15 protein-coding genes are annotated in these 19,003 nt (G+C 68.0%); 6 read left to right on the top strand and 9 right to left on the bottom strand.

Annotated elements, in window-relative coordinates:
- The first annotated feature begins 20 nt into the window (after nt 1-20).
- From argE to C9J49_RS05115, 5 genes are all read left to right on the top strand, one after another.
- Nucleotides 21-1,232, top strand: a complete 1,212-nt coding sequence (gene argE, locus C9J49_RS05135; RefSeq protein ID WP_107182307.1) for an acetylornithine deacetylase — start codon at nt 21-23, stop codon at nt 1,230-1,232.
- Between the two features lie 182 nt (nt 1,233-1,414).
- Nucleotides 1,415-2,365: a LysR family transcriptional regulator gene (locus tag C9J49_RS05130; protein WP_107182308.1), complete on the top strand. Its 951-nt coding sequence runs from the start codon at nt 1,415-1,417 to the stop codon at nt 2,363-2,365.
- Nucleotides 2,366-2,574: 209 nt separating this feature from the next.
- Nucleotides 2,575-4,062, top strand: a complete 1,488-nt coding sequence (locus tag C9J49_RS05125) for an aldehyde dehydrogenase (protein ID WP_107182317.1) — start codon at nt 2,575-2,577, stop codon at nt 4,060-4,062.
- A gap of 68 nt (nt 4,063-4,130) precedes the next feature.
- Nucleotides 4,131-5,549, top strand: coding sequence for an APC family permease (locus C9J49_RS05120; protein WP_200880099.1), 1,419 nt, complete (start codon nt 4,131-4,133; stop codon nt 5,547-5,549).
- Between the two features lie 65 nt (nt 5,550-5,614).
- On the top strand, nt 5,615-7,024 hold the full coding sequence (locus C9J49_RS05115; protein ID WP_035597995.1) for an aminotransferase: 1,410 nt from the start codon (nt 5,615-5,617) through the stop codon (nt 7,022-7,024).
- 215 nt (nt 7,025-7,239) lie between these two features.
- On the opposite strand, the gene C9J49_RS05110 is transcribed toward C9J49_RS05115, so the two are convergent.
- The 9 genes from C9J49_RS05110 to C9J49_RS05070 form a co-directional block, all read right to left on the bottom strand.
- Nucleotides 7,240-8,100 carry a glycine betaine ABC transporter substrate-binding protein gene (locus tag C9J49_RS05110; protein ID WP_107182309.1) on the bottom strand — a complete coding sequence of 287 codons (861 nt, stop codon included), beginning with the start codon at nt 8,098-8,100 and terminating at the stop codon, nt 7,240-7,242.
- A gap of 85 nt (nt 8,101-8,185) precedes the next feature.
- The gene (locus C9J49_RS05105) at nt 8,186-9,025 is read right to left on the bottom strand and encodes a proline/glycine betaine ABC transporter permease (RefSeq protein WP_375700484.1); all 840 of its coding nucleotides are present in this window, start codon (nt 9,023-9,025) and stop codon (nt 8,186-8,188) included.
- The gene (locus tag C9J49_RS05100; protein ID WP_035597988.1) at nt 9,025-10,227 is read right to left on the bottom strand and encodes a glycine betaine/L-proline ABC transporter ATP-binding protein; all 1,203 of its coding nucleotides are present in this window, start codon (nt 10,225-10,227) and stop codon (nt 9,025-9,027) included. Before C9J49_RS05100 ends, C9J49_RS05105 begins: the two co-directional genes overlap by 1 nt.
- Before the next feature lie 165 nt (nt 10,228-10,392).
- Entirely contained in the window at nt 10,393-11,589 is a 1,197-nt protein-coding gene (locus tag C9J49_RS05095; protein WP_107182310.1) for a PQQ-dependent sugar dehydrogenase, read from the bottom strand.
- Between the two features lie 76 nt (nt 11,590-11,665).
- Nucleotides 11,666-12,541 carry an AEC family transporter gene (locus C9J49_RS05090; RefSeq protein ID WP_035597986.1) on the bottom strand — a complete coding sequence of 292 codons (876 nt, stop codon included), beginning with the start codon at nt 12,539-12,541 and terminating at the stop codon, nt 11,666-11,668.
- A gap of 52 nt (nt 12,542-12,593) precedes the next feature.
- On the bottom strand, nt 12,594-14,651 hold the full coding sequence (locus C9J49_RS05085) for an FUSC family protein (RefSeq protein ID WP_107182311.1): 2,058 nt from the start codon (nt 14,649-14,651) through the stop codon (nt 12,594-12,596).
- A gap of 6 nt (nt 14,652-14,657) precedes the next feature.
- On the bottom strand, nt 14,658-15,530 hold the full coding sequence (locus C9J49_RS05080; RefSeq protein WP_046079137.1) for an HlyD family secretion protein: 873 nt from the start codon (nt 15,528-15,530) through the stop codon (nt 14,658-14,660).
- Nucleotides 15,531-15,532: 2 nt separating this feature from the next.
- Complete coding sequence (locus C9J49_RS05075; RefSeq protein ID WP_046079136.1) at nt 15,533-15,748, bottom strand: DUF1656 domain-containing protein; 216 nt, start codon at nt 15,746-15,748, stop codon at nt 15,533-15,535.
- A 69-nt stretch (nt 15,749-15,817) separates the two neighbouring features.
- Entirely contained in the window at nt 15,818-16,744 is a 927-nt protein-coding gene (locus C9J49_RS05070) for a LysR family transcriptional regulator (protein WP_111382297.1), read from the bottom strand.
- Nucleotides 16,745-16,970: 226 nt separating this feature from the next.
- Here C9J49_RS05070 and C9J49_RS05065 point away from each other — a divergent pair, with 226 nt between their 5' ends.
- Nucleotides 16,971-18,926, top strand: a complete 1,956-nt coding sequence (locus C9J49_RS05065; protein ID WP_107181711.1) for a ligand-gated channel protein — start codon at nt 16,971-16,973, stop codon at nt 18,924-18,926.
- Nucleotides 18,927-19,003: the final 77 nt, after the last annotated feature.

Here is a 19,003-nt window from a genome sequence, read left to right as displayed (position 1 = left end):
CCTGACCATTCGGGGGTTCCATGTCCCAAGAGTCCGTCGTCGACCTGCTCGCCGAGCTGGTGGCCTTCGACACCACCAGCGATCGCTCCAACCTGCCGTTGATCACCTTCATCGAGGCGTACCTGGCCCGCCACGGCGTGGCTTCGCGGCGGGTGACCGACGCGACCGGTGAGAAGGCCAACCTCTATGCCACCATCGGGCCGGTGGATCGCCCCGGCGTGATGCTCTCCGGGCACACCGACACCGTGCCGGTCACCGGCCAGGCCTGGCGCGTCGACCCCTTCCGTCTTACCGGCGAGGGTGAGCGGCTCTACGGCCGCGGCACCGCCGACATGAAGGGCTTCCTGGCTGCCGTCCTGGCCGCCGTGCCGATGATGGTCGAGGCCGATCTCGCTGTCCCCGTGCACCTGGCCTTCTCTCACGACGAGGAGGTGGGCTGCGTGGGCGTGCGTACCCTGCTCGCGGATCTCGCCCATCAGCCGGTGCGCCCGGCGGCCTGTCTGATCGGCGAGCCGACGTCCATGCGGCCGGCCACCGCCCACAAGGGCAAGATCGCGGTGCGGCTGCACGTGCGTGGCAAGGCCTGCCACTCCGGCATGGCTCCCGAGGGCGTCAATGCCATCCATGCCGCCGCGCGTCTGGCCGCCTGGGTCGAAGAGACCGCCGCCGCCAAGGCCCTCCGCGGGCCCTTCGATGCGCGTTTCGCGATCCCCCACACCACGCTGCAGGTGGGCACCATCCAGGGCGGGGCGGCGCTCAACATCGTGCCCCAGGACTGTCGCCTGGACATCGAGATTCGCAACGTCGCCGAGGACGATCCCGAGGCGCTGCTCGGCGAACTGATGGCCTTCGCTGCCTCCCTGGAGGCCGAGATGCGCGAGACCTCCCCCGAGGTCGGCATCCGGCTGGAGCGTCTCAGCGACTACCCGGGCCTGTCGATGGACGACGAACATGTCCTGGTGGCCTTCATCCTCTCGCTGCTCGACTCGAGCGAGCTGGAGCGCATCGGCTTCGGTACCGAGGGCGGGCTCTTCCAGCAAGAGCTGGGCATCCCGACCCTGGTCTGTGGTCCTGGCAGCATGGCCCAGGGCCACCAGCCGGATGAGTTCGTGACCCTCGACCAGCTGGCACGCTGTCAGGCCTTCCTGACTCGGCTGATCGAGGCGATGTCCGGCCCCGAGGCGCGGCGTCGTCTGGCCGTCGGCGATCTGCTGGCCACCGACACGGCCTGATTCGTCGTGCCCGCGCCGGGGCCGGGGCACGCAGCGGCTCCAAAGGCTGTCACCGCAGGCGTCGTCGTGGGTACGTGCACCGCGATGTCCCTGGGGCATCCGGCGTCGGCAGCTGGTATGCTGGAAGGAGCCGCCCCGCATTTCGTGGGGCGGCATGGTTTTCCAGCGGCGGTGGCGAGTCGATGCGTCAATTCACCCTCAAGCAGCTGCGCTACTTCGTGGTGGCCGGCGAACTGTCCAGCGTCACCCAGGCGGCCCGCAAGCTGCACGTGTCCCAGCCCTCGATCTCCGCGGCCATCCAGCAGATCGAGTCGGTCACCGGACTGCAGCTGTTCGTGCGTCACCATGCTCAGGGGCTGTCGCTGACGCCCTCGGGCAAGCAGCTGATGCAGCGCGCGCGTCAGCTGCTGCGCGATGCCGAGGGATTGGAGAAGTACGCGCTCTCGCTGGGCGAAGAGATCGGCGGTGAGCTGCGCCTGCTGGCCTTTCCCACCTTCGCGCCGCTTTTCCTGCCCCGGCTGCTGCGTCGCTTTGCCGACCGCCACCCCTCGGTGAGCCTTTACTGCGACGAGATGAACCAGGTGGATATCGTCCGCGGGCTGGGTCAGGGCGACTACGAGCTAGCGTTTACCTACGATCTCCAGGTGCCGGAGGAGATCGACTTCACGCCGCTGTATCGCTTTCCACCCTATGCGGTCGTCGCCGCCGACCACCCGCTGAGCGAGCGCGACAGCATCAGCCTCGCCGAGCTGGTGGCCTATCCCATGGTGCTGCTCGACTGGCCGCTGAGCCGCGAGTACTTCCTGTCGATCTTCACTCACCACGGGTTATCGCCCGCCGTGTCCCACCGCGCCAAGTCCATGGACATGCTGCGTGGACTGGTGGCCAACGGCTTCGGCTTCTCGCTGTTCAACACGCCGCTGTCGGCCTTCGATGCCCTCGATGGCGGCGGACTCAAGCCGTTGCGGATCGAAGAGGATGCCCCGTCCTTGTCGATGGGCATCGCCTGTCTGCGCGGCCTGCGCCTCAGTCCTGCGGCCGAGGCCATGCACCGCCTGGCCAGCGACCCCGACGCCAGGGGGGCGGTCTTCGCCCGGCTCGGCGATGACCAGGCCGAGCCGGCCGGCAACTGACCGACCCCCAAGGATGACCCACCGAGCGTGACGCCTGCCAGGATGGCTCCGGGCGGCGGCGATGCGTCATTGCATAAGAAATCATGATGCTGTTGTTACAATAATAATATTTTATTTAATCAGAGCCGCAGGGCTATCGTGGCATCAAGGTCGTGATCCATGCCGACATGACCTCGACAACAATGACACTGACAATGGAGACCCACCCGATGGCGGCACATGATCTGTCCTTCTGGCGAGACCTTCGCTCCCGGCTGACCCTGCCGGATGGGGCCTTCATCGACGGCCGGCGCGTCCAGGCCGGCGATGGCGAGACCTTGACCACCTGGAACCCGGCCACCGGCGAGGCCCTGACCGAGGTCGCGGCCTGCGGCGCCGAGGACGTGGAGCGCTCGGTCGCCGCGGCCCGTCGCAGCTTCGAGGCCGGTGACTGGTCACGGGCCGCCCCCGCTCAGCGCAAGGCGGTGCTCCAGCGCCTGTCGGCGCTGATGATGGAGCATCAGGAAGAGCTGGCCCTGCTCGAGACCCTGGACACCGGCAAGCCGATCCGCGATGCCTTCGAGCTCGACATTCCCGGTGCGGCGGGCTGCTTCGGCTGGTATGCCGAGGCTACCGACAAGCTCTACGGCGAGGTGGCACCCACCGACGGCGACAACCTGGCCACCATCACCCGCGAGCCGGTCGGCGTGGTGGCGGCGGTGATCCCCTGGAACTTTCCCCTCGACATCACCGCCTGGAAGCTGGCCCCGGCGCTGGCCGCGGGCAACAGCGTGATCCTCAAGCCCGCCGAGCAGTCCCCGCTCACCGCCCTGCGCCTGGCCCAGCTGGCCACCGAGGCGGGCATCCCCGACGGCGTCTTCAACGTCCTGCCCGGTCACGGCCACATCACCGGCGAGGCCCTGGGCATGCATCCGGACGTGGACTGCCTGACCTTCACCGGCTCCACGGCTACCGGCAAGCGCTTCCTGGAGTACGCCGCCCGCTCGAACATGAAGCAGGTGTGGCTGGAGTGCGGTGGCAAGAGCCCCAACGTGGTCTTCGCCGACAGCGACCTGACGGCGGCGGCGAAGACCGCCGTGCAGGGCATCTACTTCAACCAGGGCGAGGTGTGCTCGGCGAACTCGCGGATCCTGATCCAGCGCGAGGCCAAGCAGGCCTTCGTCGAGCGCTTCGTGGCCGCGGCATCCGAGCTGGTGGTCGGCGATCCGCTGGACCCGGCCACCGACGTCGGCTCGCTCATCGATGCCGATCATGCCGGCAAGGTGCGCGGCTATATCTCGCTGGGCCTGGAGGAGGGCGCGCGTCTGGCGCTGGGTGAGGCACCCAGCGGCGAGGAGCAGGGTGCCTTCGTGTCGCCGACGCTGTTCGAGAGCGTGACTCCGCAGATGACCATCGCCCGGGAGGAAATCTTCGGCCCGGTGGCGGTGCTGATCGAGTTCGCCGATGAGGACGAGGCGGTGGCGATTGCCAACGATTCCATCTACGGCCTGGCGGCTTCGGTATGGACCGAGAACCTGTCGCGGGCGCATCGCGTCTCGCGTCGCCTGCGGGCAGGGACCATTTCGGTGAATACCGTGGACGCCATCGACTTCACCACGCCCTTTGGCGGCTACAAGCAGTCCGGCTTCGGGCGCGACCTGTCGCTGCATGCCCTGGACAAGTTCACCCAGCTCAAGACCACTTGGGTGCGCCTGTGAGTGTCTGTTGAGCCTGCCCGACGGTGAGTCTCCGTCGGGCATCTAACCCCACAACAACAAGAGGGTGGATGACAATGCAAGATGCCATGTCCCAATCGACGGCGGCCTCGGCCGCTACCGGCAAGAAGGCGCGTGGGGTCCTGGGGCTCAAGTCCCTGATGGCTGTCGCGGTCGGCCTGGTGGTGTCCCAGGGCGTCATGGTGCTGATGCTCCAGGGCGTCGGTATCGCTGGGCCCGCCTTCATCGTGCCGCTGGCCATCGCCTGGGTACTGGCGCTGTGCTATGCGGCGTCCTTCTCCGAACTGGCCCTGCTGGTCCCCCGGGCGGGCAGCCTGAGTGCCTACACCGAGGTGGCCCTGGGGCACTTCCCGGCGATCCTCTCGGTATTCTCCGGCTACGTGGTGGTGGCCATGTTCGCGCTGTCCGCCGAGCTGCTGCTGGTCAACTTCCTGCTTGGCGTGCTCTACCCGGCCGTGGAGGGCACCCACTACGTGGCCTTCGGCATTCTCGGCGTGTTCACGGTGCTCAACCTGCTGGGCATCGACGTGTTTGCCAAGCTGCAGAACCTGCTGGCCTTCGCCATGGTGGTGGCCCTGACCCTGCTCGGTGTCAGTGCCCTGACCGGCGGTTTCGCTCCCCACGCTTTCGAAGCCACCGAGCTGGCGGCCGGTTTCAACCTGGGGGATGGCGCCTTCACGTTGATCGCCCTGGCCATCTGGGGGTACGTGGGGGCCGAGTTCGTCTGCCCGATGGTCGACGACGCGCGCCGCCCCGAACGCTACATCCCGCGCTCCATGTACCTGGGCCTGACGGTGATCTTCGTCGTCTTCGCCCTCTACTGCCTGGGGGCGCTCTTCTACCTGCCGCGTGACGTCCTGATGAGCGCGGACTTGCCCCATCTGGAATATGCCATCGCCGCCTTCGGCGGATCGGGTACCTTCCTGCTGGCCGTGGCCGCGATCACGGCGACCTGCAGTACGGTGAACACTTCGCTGGCCGCCGTGCCGCGCATGCTGCAGGGCATGGCCGAGCAGGGTCAGGCCTTCCCGGTACTAGGCTGGAAGACCCGGTCCACCCGTGCGCCCTGGGTCGCCGTGCTGTTCACCGCCGGCGTCACCGGCCTGCCGCTGCTGATCTGGGGCAACGATGCCGGCACCGTGGGGCTGCTGCTGATCTCCGCCGCCATCGCCTGGTTGATCGCCTACATCATCGCGCATGTGAACGTCATCGCCCTGCGTCGGCGCTATCCCGATGCCGTACGCCCCTATCGCTCGCCCTTTTACCCGCTGCCGCAGCTGATCGGCATCGCCGGCATGGTCTACGCCATCGTCTATGCCTCGCCGGCCCCGGAGCTGACCGCGGAGATCTTCATCAACGCCGGTGTCGTGCTGGGCATCGTAAGCGTCGTTGCCGTGGCCTGGATCAAGCTGGTGATGAAGAAGCCGCTGTTCAAGCCCGAACCGCTGAATGCACTTGCCAAGCGTTGATATGTGACGCTGCACGCAATTCCGTGGGGCGCCTCAGGCGTCCCCGATCCTGAAGGAGAACCACAATGACAAGTCAAAACGTATCTGCCCAACTCGATAAACAGGAAATCTGGCAGAAGGACCGCGATCACTTCATGCACCCCTGGACCGACTTCTCCACCTTCAAGGAGAGCGGTTCCATGATCTTCAACCAGGCCGATGGCGTCTCCATTCAGGATGCCGATGGCAAGCGCTACCTGGACGGGATCGGCGGGCTCTGGTGCGTGAACATCGGCTACGGGCGCGACGAGATCGCCGAGGCCGTCGCCGATCAGATCCGCGACATCCCCTACTTCTCTACCTTCGGCCATCACACCACGGCTCCGGCCGCGCGGCTGGCTGCCAAGCTCGCCGAGCTGGCGCCGGGCGATCTCAACCACGTCTTCTACGGCTGCGGTGGCTCGGTGGCCAACGACACCGCCGTGCGCATGATCCACTTCTACTTCAACCAGCTCGGTCAGCCGAGCAAGAAGCAGATCATCTCGCGCATCGATGGCTACCACGGCAGCACCTACATGGCGATGTCGATCACCGGGGTCAAGTTCGACCACATCGGCTTCGACATCGACCAGCAGCTGGTGCATCACATCTCCTGTCCCAACCCCTACCGTCGCCCCGAGGATCAGAGCCTCGAGGCTTTCTGCGACGAGAAGGTGAAGGAGCTGGAGGACAAGATCCTCGAGCTGGGTCCGGATAATGTGGCGGCCTTCTTCGCCGAGCCGATCATGGGCGCCGGCGGCGTCATCGTGCCGCCCGAGGGCTATCACAGGAAGACCCTGGAAGTGTGCCGCAAGTACGACGTCCTCTACGTCTCCGACGAGGTGGTCACCGCCTTCGGCCGCCTGGGCCACATGTTCGCTTCCGAGGACGAGTTCGGCATCGTGCCGGACATCATCACCTGCGCCAAGGGCCTGACCTCCGGCTACCTGCCGCTGGGGGCGACCATCTTCTCGGACCGTATTTACGAGGTGATCAGCAAGCCGCAGGCCGATGGCGCCATCTTCACCCATGGCTTCACCTATTCGGGCCATCCGGTGAGCTGCGCGGCGGGCCTCAAGAACATCGAGATCATGGAGCGCGAGGGGCTGTGCGCGCACGTCGAGGACGTGGGCGACTACTTCGAGCGCCGTCTCCACGAGCTCGAAGACCTCGAGATCGTGGGCGATGTCCGTGGCCGCAAGTTCATGATGTGTCTGGAGAATGTCGCCGACAAGACGACCAAGGAGCTGATCGCGCCCGAGGCCAAGGTGGGTAACCGCATCGCCGACGAGTGTCAGCAACGGGGCCTGATCGTGCGACCGCTGGCGCACATGAACATCCTCTCCCCGACGCTGATCCTGAATCGCGAGCACGTCGACTTCGTGGTGGCCACCCTGCGCGAGAGCATCGAGGCCGCGACAGAGTCGCTCAAGGCCGACGGCTACCTACCGCGCTGAGCCCTGACGGCCCGGTCTCATGCGAGGCCGGGCCTTTTTTCCTCACGACCCGACTGCTCCGGCGCGGCCAGGAGAGGGCGTGTGCCGTCAGCCGCGCCAGGCGGGATGGACGGCTAGCTGATCCGGCCGCATGTCCCGCCGAGTCGACAAAGAAGAGGGGGAGATGCCTTGCGGCATCTCCCCCTGCTGGTTGGTCGGAAGGTCGGCGAGAAGCCTTAGGCTTCCGGCAGCCACTCCTGGACCAGGTCCTGGTTGTCCTCGACCCACTGCTTGGCGTTCTCGTAGGGGTCGGAGTCCTTCTCCTGGTTCATGAGCATGACCTCGCCCATCTGCTCCGGGGTCCACTCGAAGGCGTCCAGGATGGCGTAGGCGCCCGGCATGTCTTCCTCGAGGCCATCACGCACGATGGTATGGATCTGCTCGGCGCCGCCATAGACGTTCTTGGGATCCTCGAGGTACTTGAGGTCCCAGCGGGCGAACATCCAGTGCGGCGTCCAGCCGGTCACCGCGATCTCTTCCTGGTTGTCGATGGCGCTCTTGAGCGCCGCGGTCATGGTGGCACCGCTGCCGCTCTGCACGTCCAGGTCGAGGTCGTAGTCGTCCACCACCTGCTCGGTCAGGCTCATGATGCCGGCGCCCGGATCGATGCCGGTGATCTTGCCTTCGAAGGCCTCGGCATGCTCGTTCAGGTCGGCGATGGAGTCGGCTTCGCTGTAGGCCGGAACCACCAGGCCGAGCTTGGTGCCGTCGAGATTCGGGCCCAGGTCGTCGACCTGATCGCCGACCCGGTCGAGGTAGTCGGCGTGGGTGGTCGGCAGCCAGGCGGCGACGATGCCGTCGGCATCGCCGGTGGCCACGGACTGCCACATGGCGGCGGCGGACAGCGAGGTCATCTCGACCTCATAGCCGGCCTGTTCCAGCACGGCGCGCATCACGTTGGTGGAGGCGACTTCCGAGGCCCATTCGACATAGGCCAGGTGAACGCTGCCCTTGTCCTGGGCCTGGGCCGTCGCCGCGGTCAGGCTGGCGCCCGCGATGAGGGCCAGGCCAGCGATGCGCATCGGTTGCTTCGGCATTGTGCTTATCTCCGTTAGGAATGTATTCATGAGCATGCTGAGACGAGCCGCCGGTTGCAACCGGCGGTCGTTCAACGGCGTGACGTCAGCTCTTGCCCTGCTTGCGCAGCGACTGGGTCAGGCGGTCCAGCAGCATGGCCAGGATCACCACGGCGATGCCGGCCTCGAAGCCGTCGCCCGGACGCAGGCGTTGAATGGCGCGCCAGACCTCGCTGCCCAGGCCGTCGGCACCGATCATGGCGGCGATCACCACCATCGACAGCGCCAGCATGATGGTCTGGTTGATGCCGGCCATCACCGTGGGCAGCGACAGCGGCAGCTGCACCTTGACCAGCTTCTGGCCGCGGGTGGCGCCATAGGCGTCGGCGGCCTCCACCAGGTCGGTGGGCACCTGGCGGATGCCTAAGGTGGTGAAGCGGATCGCCGGCGGCATGGAGAAGATCACGGTGGCGAAGATCGCCGATACCGAGCCGATGCCGAAGAACGGGATGGCCGGGATCAGGTAGACGAAGGCCGGCATGGTCTGCATGAAGTCCAGCACCGGCATGATCGTCTTGTAGAGCCGCTCCGACAGCGCCGCGGCGATGCCGACCGGCAACGCGATGACCACCGCCACCAGGGTGGCGATCACCACCAGGGTCAGGGTCTCGATCATCGGCTCCCACAGGCCCAGGTTCATGATCAGCGCCAGCCCGGCGACGGCGCCGATGGCCAGGCGCACGTTGGCCAGCCACCAGCACAGCGCGGCGATGATCACCAGCAGCGACCAGTCGGGCAGCCACATCAGGGCGTCGTTGAGGCCGTCGATGCCGGTCTGGGTGATGCGGGAGATGCCGCGGGTCACGGCGGAGTATTCGCTGGTCAGCCAGTTGAGGCCGTTCTCGATCCAGTCGCCCAGCGGCATGCGCGGGAATTCGATAGCCATCAGTGGTCTCCTGCCTGTGCGAGTTCGTCGAGGACGGCGCCTTTCACGACCACGCCCTGGAGCACCTGGTCGTCATCCACCACGGCGATCGGGAAACGGTTCTCGCTGAACATGGCGAACAGGTTGTGCAGCGGCTCCTCGCGGGTGACCTTGCGGAAGTCCTGGGTCATCACCTCGGTGACGGTCTGCTTGCCGTCCTCCAGCGCCTGGCTGGCGGCGTCGGCGTCGATCAGGCCGATCAGGCGGCGGTCGCGGTCGAGGATGTAGATGGAATCGAGGCTGTGGTCGCGCATCTTGCGTAGCGCGGTGCGCGGACCGTCGGTGTCGCGCACCGTGGAGCGGACCTTGCGCATGGCGCTCTCGGCGCTGAGGATGCGCGACTTGTCGACGCCCTCGATGAAGCGGCGCACGTAGTCGTCGGCGGGCTTGGTGAGGATCTCCTCGGGGGTGCCGATCTGCACCACCTCGCCGTCCTTGAGCAGCACGATGCGGTCGCCGATGCTCAGCGCCTCGTCGAGGTCGTGGGTGATGAAGACGGTGGTCTTCTTCATGCGGTGCTGGAGCTGCAGCAGCTCCTGCTGCATGTCGCCGCGGATCAGCGGGTCCAGCGCCGAGAAGGCCTCGTCCATCAGCAGCACGCTGGCATCGTTGGCCAGCGCGCGCGCCAGGCCGACGCGCTGCTGCATGCCGCCGGAGAGCTGGCGCGGATAGGCGTTTTCCCAGCCTTCCAGGCCGACCTGCTTGAGCGCGTTACTGGCGGTCTCGCGGCGCTCGGCGGGATCGATGCCGCGGATCTCCAGACCGAACTCGGTGTTCTGCTGCACGGTACGGTGGGGGAAGAGGGCGAAGTTCTGGAACACCATGGAGAAGTGGCGGCGGCGGCATTCCAGCAGCTCCTTCTCCTTGAGGCTCGGGATGTTCTGCCCGTCGATGACGATCTCGCCCTCGGTCGGGTCGATCAGACGGTTGAGGCAGCGGATCAGGGTCGACTTGCCGGAACCGGACAGCCCCATGATCACCAGCAGTTCCCCTTCGTAGACATCGAAGTCGATGTTCGACAGGCCCAGGGTCTGGCCGGTCTTGTCGAGGATCTCGGGGCGCTTCAGCCCCTGGTCGCGCAGTTCCAGCGCCTTCTTCGGCTGGTTGCCGAAGACCTTGCTGAGGTTGCGCACCCGAATCTTGACGTTTCGGTTGTCACTCATTGGCGAGCCTTGTGTGGTGCCGCGCTCTGGACAGGGCGGGCAAAATGGTTGCGTTGAATGTAACCCCAGAGTGACAGCCGCCAGCGTTGACTCGAACCGGACGCCAGCAACCCGGGAGTTATTGAATAACCGTTCAGAAATATGCCGGGGGCGTGCCGGGGCGGTCTATTCAGGGCAGGCCGAAGCGCCCGCCTGGCCGGCAACGGCCGGCGTCAGGCGCCAGAGACCGGCCTCGGCGGCGTCGTTGAGTATATAGAGCGTGTCGTCGTGCCCCTGGTCAACGGTGCGTAGGCGGCCGATCTCCCCATCGAGCACTTTCTCGCGTTCGATCACCGTGTCGCCCTCGAGGCGCAGTCGCAGCAGCGCCTCGCCGCGCAGCCCGCCGGCCAGCAGATCGCCCTGCCAGGGGGCGAAGGCCGGCGAGGTCACCCGGGTCAGGCCCGAAGGCGCGAACCGGCCGTCGAAGACATGCACCGGGTCGCGCATGCCCGGGGCGCTGTCGCGGCCGATCGGCAGGAAGGTGACGTAGTCGCGGCCCCGGGAGACCTCCGGCCAGCCATAGTTGGCGCCCGGCACCAGGCGATTGAGTTCGTCGCCGGTGCGCGGGCCGTGCTCGGTGGACCAGGCCGTGCCGTCGTCGGCGACGATCAGCCCCTGGGGATTGCGGTGGCCGAGGCTGAAGATCTCGTCGCGCACCTCGGGGTCGCCCACGAAGGGATTGTCGGCGGGCACGCCGCCGGTCTCGGTGAGGCGCAGGATGCTGCCGGCGTGGTCGCCGCCGTCCTGGGCACGCTCGGGGCTGCCGCGTTCCCCGACGCTCATCAGCAGGGTGCCGTCGGGGCGCCAGGCCAGTCGCGAGCCGAAGTGGCGACCGGCGTCGGTGGCGCGGTTCTGGGTGAAGAGGGGCTCGATGCCGATCAGGCGGCCGCCCTCGAGGCGTGCCCGGGACAGGGCGGTCGCGGCGCCGTCGGCCACCGGCCGGCTCCAGGTGAAGTAGAGCCAGTCATGCTCGCCGCTCTCGTCCTCGCCGAAACGGGGATGCAGGGCCAGGTCGAGCAGCCCACCCTGGCCACGGGCCGCGACCTCGGGCAGGCCGGCGATGCTCAGGCGCGAGCCGTCCGCGGCGATCCGCGTCAGGCGACCGCCGCGCTCGCCGACCAGCAGGGCGCCGTCGGGCAGCTGGGCCAGCCCCCAGGGGTGGCGGAAGCCATCGGCGACGCGGCTCAGGCACAGCGTCATGTGCCGGGTGTCCAGCCGCATCGGAGTGTCCTGGGCCTGGCTCGGCAGGGCGGAGGCCGTCAGCAGCACGCTCAGGACCGCCGCCGGCAGGCGCGAGGATGGACGGGGGCGAGAGAGGATCATGGGCCGACTCCTTGTCGATGGCGCCCCCAGTATAGAAGGCGCCGGCGAGGCGTCGGCCTGTCGGTTGCCTGTCCGGCTACATCAGCCACGCCAGCAGCAGCGGCAGGTAGATCAGCGACAGCAGGGTCGAGCAGAACACCAAGCTGGCCACGTATTCCGGCTCGCGACGGGCCTTCTGGGCGAACAGGTAGTTGAACACCGCCACCGGCATGCTCATCTGCAGCACCAGGATGGCGTGAGCCATGGGCGGCAGGGCCAGCAGCGCGCCGATGCCCCAGGCCAGGCCCGCGGCCAGCGGCAGGCGCAGCAGGCAGAAGCCGAGGCCCGAGCGCAGGCTCCTGACCTGGATGTTGGCCAGCGACACCCCGAGGGTGATCAGCATCAGCGGCACCGTGAAGCCCGAGATCAGATCCACGCTGTTGGCCAGCCACGGCGGCAGGTCGGTGTCGGTGAGCAGCAGCGCCAGGGCGATCAGGATGGCGTAGACCGTGGGCGTCCTGGCCAGCGACTTCAGCGGGTTGCCGCGGCTGGTCATCAGGGTGCCGAGGGTGAACTGGAACAGCGACACCGTGACCATCACCGTGATGCCGAAGGCGAAGCCCGCCTCGCCGAAGGCGTAGAGCACCACCGGCAGGCCCATGTTGCCGGTGTTGGGATACATCATCGGCGCCAGCAGCACCCGCCAGTCGCGCCGCAACAGGCGGGCGGAGACCACGGTGGCCGCCCCCATGGTGGTCAGTACCAGGGCGGTGGCCAGCATGGTGCGGCCGAAGCTGTCGGCGTCGATCTCGGCGCCGGCCAGCGAGGCGAGCACCAGCGCCGGGGTGCCGATGTTGAACACCAGGCGGGTGACGAAGGCCACGGGATAGTCGTGGCCGAGCCGAACCCAGCCGAAGCCCAGTCCGGCGCCGGCGATGACCGGCGCCATCACGGCGAAGAGTTCGGCGAGCATGGAGTGTCTCCTTGGTTGAGAGAAATGAAGGAAAGCCGTGCCGACGTCGGCCTCAGGCGACGTCCGCCTGCGGCGGTGGTGGCACCAGGCCTCGCGAGGCCCGGGCACGTTGGGCCTGGCGCTCCAGCGACAGTTCGAGGCGCTGCGCCAGTCCGGCGAGCCGGGCGTGCTGACGCTCGCTCAGTCCGGGCTGGTGGCGCACGGCCTCGACGAAGGCCTCGCCGGCCGGCTGCACCGCGCTCGGGGAGTGGCCCCTGGCGCTGTCGGCGTAGGCTTGCGCCAGGGCGGCGAAGAAGTCTCGCTTGGCGCGATGCAAGGGCTCGTCCGGCAGGTCGTCCAGGCGGCGGCGCACCTGCAGGCAGGCATAACCGATGTCGAGCCCGGTCAGCCCCAGGGTGAAGAGGTGGCGCTGGTCCTCGGGCAGCACGTCGTCGTGCTTGGCCAGGTGCAGCAGGCGATCGGCCATGCCGCCGACGAAGCGTGCCTCCGCCTCGTGGATCGGCGGTGAGGTCAGGCGCCGCAGGTCGCCGACGATGGCGCCGACCAGCCGGCGCTTGCGCAGCCGTGAGCCGAAGCCGGGCAGCAGCCGGAAGCCGGCCACCACCGCGGAAAGGCCGATCATCACCGCGATGGCGCGGTTGATGAAGGCGTCGAACGAGAAGTCCATGCCGTTGCCGGGCATGGTCAGCAGGATGTTGCCGATGGTGAAGGCCAGGCAATAGCCCATCAGCCGTGGCACCGCCGCGCCCAGCAGGCCCAGGAACAGGGGCGGCATCAGCAGCATCGCCAGCATCGGGAAGCCGCTGGCCTGGGCCAGCAGCACGTGGCCGAACAGCAAGGCGCTGGGAATCGCCGCCAGCATGCCCTTGGCGAACATCATGCAGACCACCACGGGATTGTCGCGGGTGGCGAAGAAGGCCGAGAACAGGGTGCCGAGCAGCATCGCCACCTGGCCGTTGTCCCAGCCGGTCGCCAGCCAGAAGGCGGCCAGCAGCGAGAAGATCAGGCCGGCGCGCAGGGCGTTGAGCCCGGCGATCAGATGATCGCGATGCCAGGCCAGCGCCGCGCCGCGCAGGCGCATGCGGCCGGGATGGGAAATGGCATCGCGGGCGTCGAGCATCACCACCGCATGGCCCAGCGCCTCGCGCAGGCCCAGCAGGCAGCGCTGTTCGAGGGGCGTCCAGTCGTCGTCGGGGCAGTCCTTGACCCGATGGCGCAGCGCGTGGAGGCGGCGCTGGGCGGGGGCGACGCCGCTGACCTCCGCCGACTCGCGAAAGCCTTCCGCCAGCTCGGCGGCCAGCCGGTGGATCGTCGGCGAGAGGCGCTCGCCGTAGTGGTGAAGGATCTGCTGCAGGGCGTGCAGGGTAGCCATCAGGCGCAGGGTGCGGCGGGTCAGCACGTGGCTGGCGCGGATGCGCCCAGGGCCCTCGGGCCCTTCGTAGCGGGCGGCCTGGCTGTCGGTCTCGAGCTGGGTGAGCGGCTCCAGGCTGTCGGTCAGGGTCTGCTGCAGCGCGCTCGGGTCGTCGCTGTCGCTCAGCCTCAGGGCGGCGTGGCGGAAGGCCTGGTTGACCACCGCGTCGGCCTGGTGACCGAGATGGTCGCCGACCTTGATCGGCCACAGCAGGGCGCTGACCAGGGTGGCGCACGCCGCGCCCAGTGACAGCTCGGAGAGCCGGGCCACGGCGATGGAGAAGATGCCATCGGGCTGGCTGGCGCCGATCACCACGATCAGCATCGCCGTCACCGCGCCCATGATGCAGCCGTAGGAGGCATTATTGCGCAGCAGCGAACTGCCGTAGGTGCAGATCATGATCCACAGCGTCAGGGTGGCCAGCGCGGGAATCGGCGCCTGGGCGAACAATCCCATGATGACGATGCCGGCACCACAGCCCACCAGGGTACCGCCGATCTGGCTGAGTCCCTTCTCCACCACCATGCCGCTCATCGGCCGGACCTGCAGGAAGGCCGCCGAGATCAGCGCCCAGTAGGGCCGCTCCAGGTCGCACCACAGCGCCGCGTAGAGCGCCAGCAGCATGGCCAGGGTAGCCTTGACGGCGAATTTCACCGCATCGGCGCTCGGGGTGAGATAGGCCTGCAGCCAGGGGGACATGCGCCGTTACTCCGTCGGCTCGGCGTTCGGCTCCACGTACACCGAGGCCGTCATGCCGGCGCTCAGGGTCGTTCCCTCGGGAATCTCGTCCAGCGCGATGCGCACCGGAATGCGCTGGGCCAGCCGCACCCAGCTGAAGGTGGGCTGCACCCGGGGCAGCAGCTGGCTGTTGGGGTCGGTGTTGGGATCGGCGATGGCGCGGCCGATGCTCTCCACGTGGCCCCGGATCTCGGTGTCGCCGCTCATCAGCGTCACCCGGGCCGGATCGCCGACCGAGAAGTGCGGGGTCTTGGTCTCCTCGAAGTAACCGGTGACGAAGTAGGAGCCTTCCTTGATCAGCGCCATCACCTCCTCGCCGGCGCTGACGTAGTTGCCCTCGCTGAGCTGCAGGTTGAGCACGTGGCCCGCCGCCGGCGCCGCCACCGTGGTGCGCTCGAGGTCGAGCCGGGCGCTGGCCAGATCGCTCTGGGCCTGGTCGAGGCTGGCGCTGGCCACCTGGCGGTTGATGCGAGCCGTCTCCTGACCCTCGGCGCTGATTGCCTGGCGGCTCAGGCGGCTGCGTCGCGAGGCCTCGTCCTGGCTCAGCTGGAGCTCGGCCTGGCGCTGGGCCACCACTGCCTCGGCCCGGCTCACCGCCGTCTCGTAGCGCGATCGATCGATCCGGAACAGCGTCTCGCCGGCGTCGACGCGCTGGTTGTCGGCCACCGGCAGGGCCACCACACGCCCGGCGACGTCCGGGGCGACGGTGATCACCTCGGCGCGCACGCGGCCGTCGCGGGTCCAGGGCGTGTAGAGGTAGTAGTGCCACAGCCACAGGCCGGCGGCGATGGCCAGGGCGACGATGACCAGGGTGACGAGGCTGCGTAGCAGGGTGCGCATGTTCAGACGTTCCCGGTGGCGGAGGAGAGGTAGGCGATGACGGCGGTGAAGATCACGAACAGGGCGGTATCGAACCAGGCCTCGTACCACAGGCGGTTGGCGCCCAGCAGACGATAGAGCCCCGCGCGGATCAGCAGCGTGGCGCCGAAGCCGAGCAGGGCATACACCAGCAGGGGGGAGAGATAGAGGCCGCCGACGGCGATTTCACGAAGTCCCATGCTCGCTCCTTGAGCGTCGTCGAGGGCTCCATTCTAGCAATCGCGCTCGCCGGAGGCACGGCGGGTGGCTCAGGCCTCGACCGGAGCGGCCGCCGGCAGGGTGGTCCAGGCGGCGGGACAGGCCTCGCGCAGGAACTCGAGCAGCGCCGTGACCTTGCGCGGCAGGTGGCCGTGGGGATAGAGCAGGCTGACCGGCGCCGCCGAGGCCTGCCACTCGGGCAGGCAGCGCACCAGCTGGTCGGGATGGGCCTGCCGGCGGAGCTCGGCCATCCATACCGGCAGCACGCCCAGGCCGTGGCCGCGGGCGATGGCGTCGGAATGCAGCAGCAGGCGGTCGACGCGCAGCCGCGAGCCGGGCGGGCAGACGTCGTGGACGCCCTCGCGGGGATGACGCAGCGCCAGGCCGGACTTGGCCTCGCCGAGCAGGTCGATCCAGGCATGGCCGTCCAGGTCACGAGGGTGGGCCGGCGTGCCATGGCGGGCCAGGTAGTCGGGGTGGGCGTAGAGCCCGCGAGGCAGCCGGGTCATCGTCTCCTGGCGCAGGGAGGTCTCGCCGGGGTCGCCGTACCACACCACCACCGACTGGCTGGCCGCCTCCGACGTGAGTCGGTCGCGGGTGTGCAGGTTCAACTGGAGGCCGGGATGTCGGGCCATGAAAGCGTCGAGGGCAGGGGCCACCCAGCAGCGGGCCAGGGCCTCGTGGACCTCCAGCGTCAGCTCGCCGCTGACTTCCTCGCGCAGCTCGTCCAGGGCCTGGCGTCCCTTGTCGGCCAGCGCGATCAGCCGCAGGCAGTAGTCGTGGAAGACCCGCCCGGCCTCGGTGGGCTCCAGGCGGTTCGATTGACGGCGCATCAGCGGCTGGCCGAGCCGTGTCTCCAGCTGCTGGAGGCGGCGGCTCAGGGTCGATTTCGCCACGCCCAGCCGGCGAGCGCTCAGGGTCAGGCTGCCGCTGTCCATGACGTCGGCGAAGGCGATCAGTTCATCGGCATCGTGCATGGGGTAAAGCCGTAGGATGCTAACGGAGCCGCCATCCTACCAATACCTTTGTTGAAAATCATTCGCGTTGTGATGGGCAAAGGAGAATCCCTGCCAGCCGTTGCGCGTTTGGCAACGCGGCGTACGAGGACGTGGGCGAACGAATATGGAAGAATGTGAATGATAAAAATTCCTATTAACTAAAAGCCGGCCCAGCGGCCGGTGGGATCTTCAGGAGTCGCAACCGATGTCGTTTCCCTCTTCCCGCTCCGTCCTTGCCACGCTGATCGCCGGCCTGGCGGCGTCTACCGCCGCGGCCCAGGAAACGGCCCGGCTCGACGATGTGGTGGTCACCGCCGCCGGGTACGAGCAGCAGGTCCAGGATGCCCCGGCCTCGATCAGCGTGATCACCCGCGAGGAGCTGGAAGGCCGCGCCTACCGGGACATCACCGATGCGCTGCGCAACGTGCCGGGCGTGACCGTCACCGGCGGCGGTTCGTCCCAGGACATCAGCATCCGCGGCATGGGCGCCAAGTACACCCTGCTGCTGGTCGACGGCAAGCGCCAGGGCTCGCGGGAAACCCGCCCCAACAGCGATGGCCCGGGCATCGAGCAGGGCTGGATGCCGCCGCTGTCGGCCATCGAGCGCATCGAGGTGATCCGCGGGCCGATGTCGTCGCTGTACGGCTCCGATGCGCTGGGCGGGGTGATCAACGTCATCACCCGCAAGGTGCCGCAGGAGTGGGGCGGCGAGGTCTCGACCGGCATGACGCTCCAGCAGGACTCTGCCTCCGGCGACGAGCACAACAGCCGCTTCTACGTGGCCGGTCCGCTGGTGGCCGAGCGGCTCGGCCTGCAGGTCTACGGGCAATATGACCAGCGCGACGAGGACGCCATCATCGGCGGCTACGCCGACCAGCGCCTGGCCAGCGGCACCGCGAAGCTGACCTGGACCCCCGACGACATCAACGAGATCGGCCTGGAAGCGGGCTACAGCGAGCAGCGCCGGATCACCAATCCCGGTGAGTCCGTGGCACTGGTGGGGCGTCGGGGGCCGAACGAGCGCTCCGAGCAGAAGTACGACCGCCGCCACTTCGCGCTGAGCCACGACGGCTACTTCGACTTCGGCAGCACCGAGAGCTACGTGCAGCACGAGGAGGTCGACAACCCCTCGCGCGACATGAACTACCGGAGCACCGTGGCGGACACCAAGGCGGTGCTGCCGCTGGGCGCCCATATCCTGACCCTGGGCGGCCAGTACGAGAAGCAGCGTCTGGAGGACGGCGGCAACGAATCCGCGACGTCCAGCCTGAGCGAGCTGGAACGCTATCGCTGGGCGCTGTACGCCGAGGACGAATGGATGCTGACCGAGGACGTCTCGCTGACCGGCGGCGTGCGCCTCAACGAGGACGAGAAGTACGGCAGCCACTGGTCGCCGCGCCTCTATGGCGTCTGGCACCTGGACGATCGCTGGACCCTGAAGGGCGGCGTTTCCTCGGGCTTCCGGGCGCCGGATCTGCGTGCCACCAACGCCGACTGGGTCCAGGTCAGCCGTGGCGGCAACATCTACGGCAACCCGGACCTGGAGGCGGAAACCTCGCTCAGCCAGGAACTGGGCCTGCACTACGCCGCTGACAACGGCCTGCTGGCCGGCCTGACCGTCTTCCATACCGACTTCGAGGACAAGATCACCCGCGTGGCCTGTCCGACCTCCGTGTGCACCGAAGGGGCCAACCAGTTCGGCTCCGATCCGACCTACCGGCTCAATGTCGACGAGGCGGTCACCCGAGGCGTCGAATTCTCGCTGTCCACGCCACTGGCCGACAACCTGGACCTGAGCACCAGCTACACCTACACCGACTCCGAGCAGAAGACCGGCGAATACAAGGGCGAGCCGCTGAACCAGCTGCCCAAGCATCAGGTCACGGCGTCGCTGGACTGGCAGGCCACCGAGCGCCTGAGCCAGTGGACGCGCCTGACCTATCGCGGCGAGGAGAGCCAGCCCACGACCGGCCCGTCCCGGGATGCCATCGTCGCCCCGTCCTACACCTTCGTCGACGCCGGCCTCGGGTATCAGCTGACGCCGCAGACCACCCTCAACGCCGGCCTCTACAACCTCTTCGACGAGGACATCACCGAGGAAGAGTACGGCTACGTCGAGGACGGCCGCCGCCTGTGGCTGGGCATCAACGTCGAGTTCTGATCGCCGCCACCGAGCAGGACACCACGCCGCGGCCGGGCACTCCGCCCGGTCGCGGTCGAAGATGGGCAATTCACGGA

It is taken from the genome of Halomonas sp. SL1, from assembly GCF_003030865.2.
GTDB classification, from domain to species: domain Bacteria; phylum Pseudomonadota; class Gammaproteobacteria; order Pseudomonadales; family Halomonadaceae; genus Halomonas; species Halomonas halophila.
Note: the sequence above shows the minus strand (reverse complement) of the source record. Positions and strands in the feature narration are given on the sequence as shown.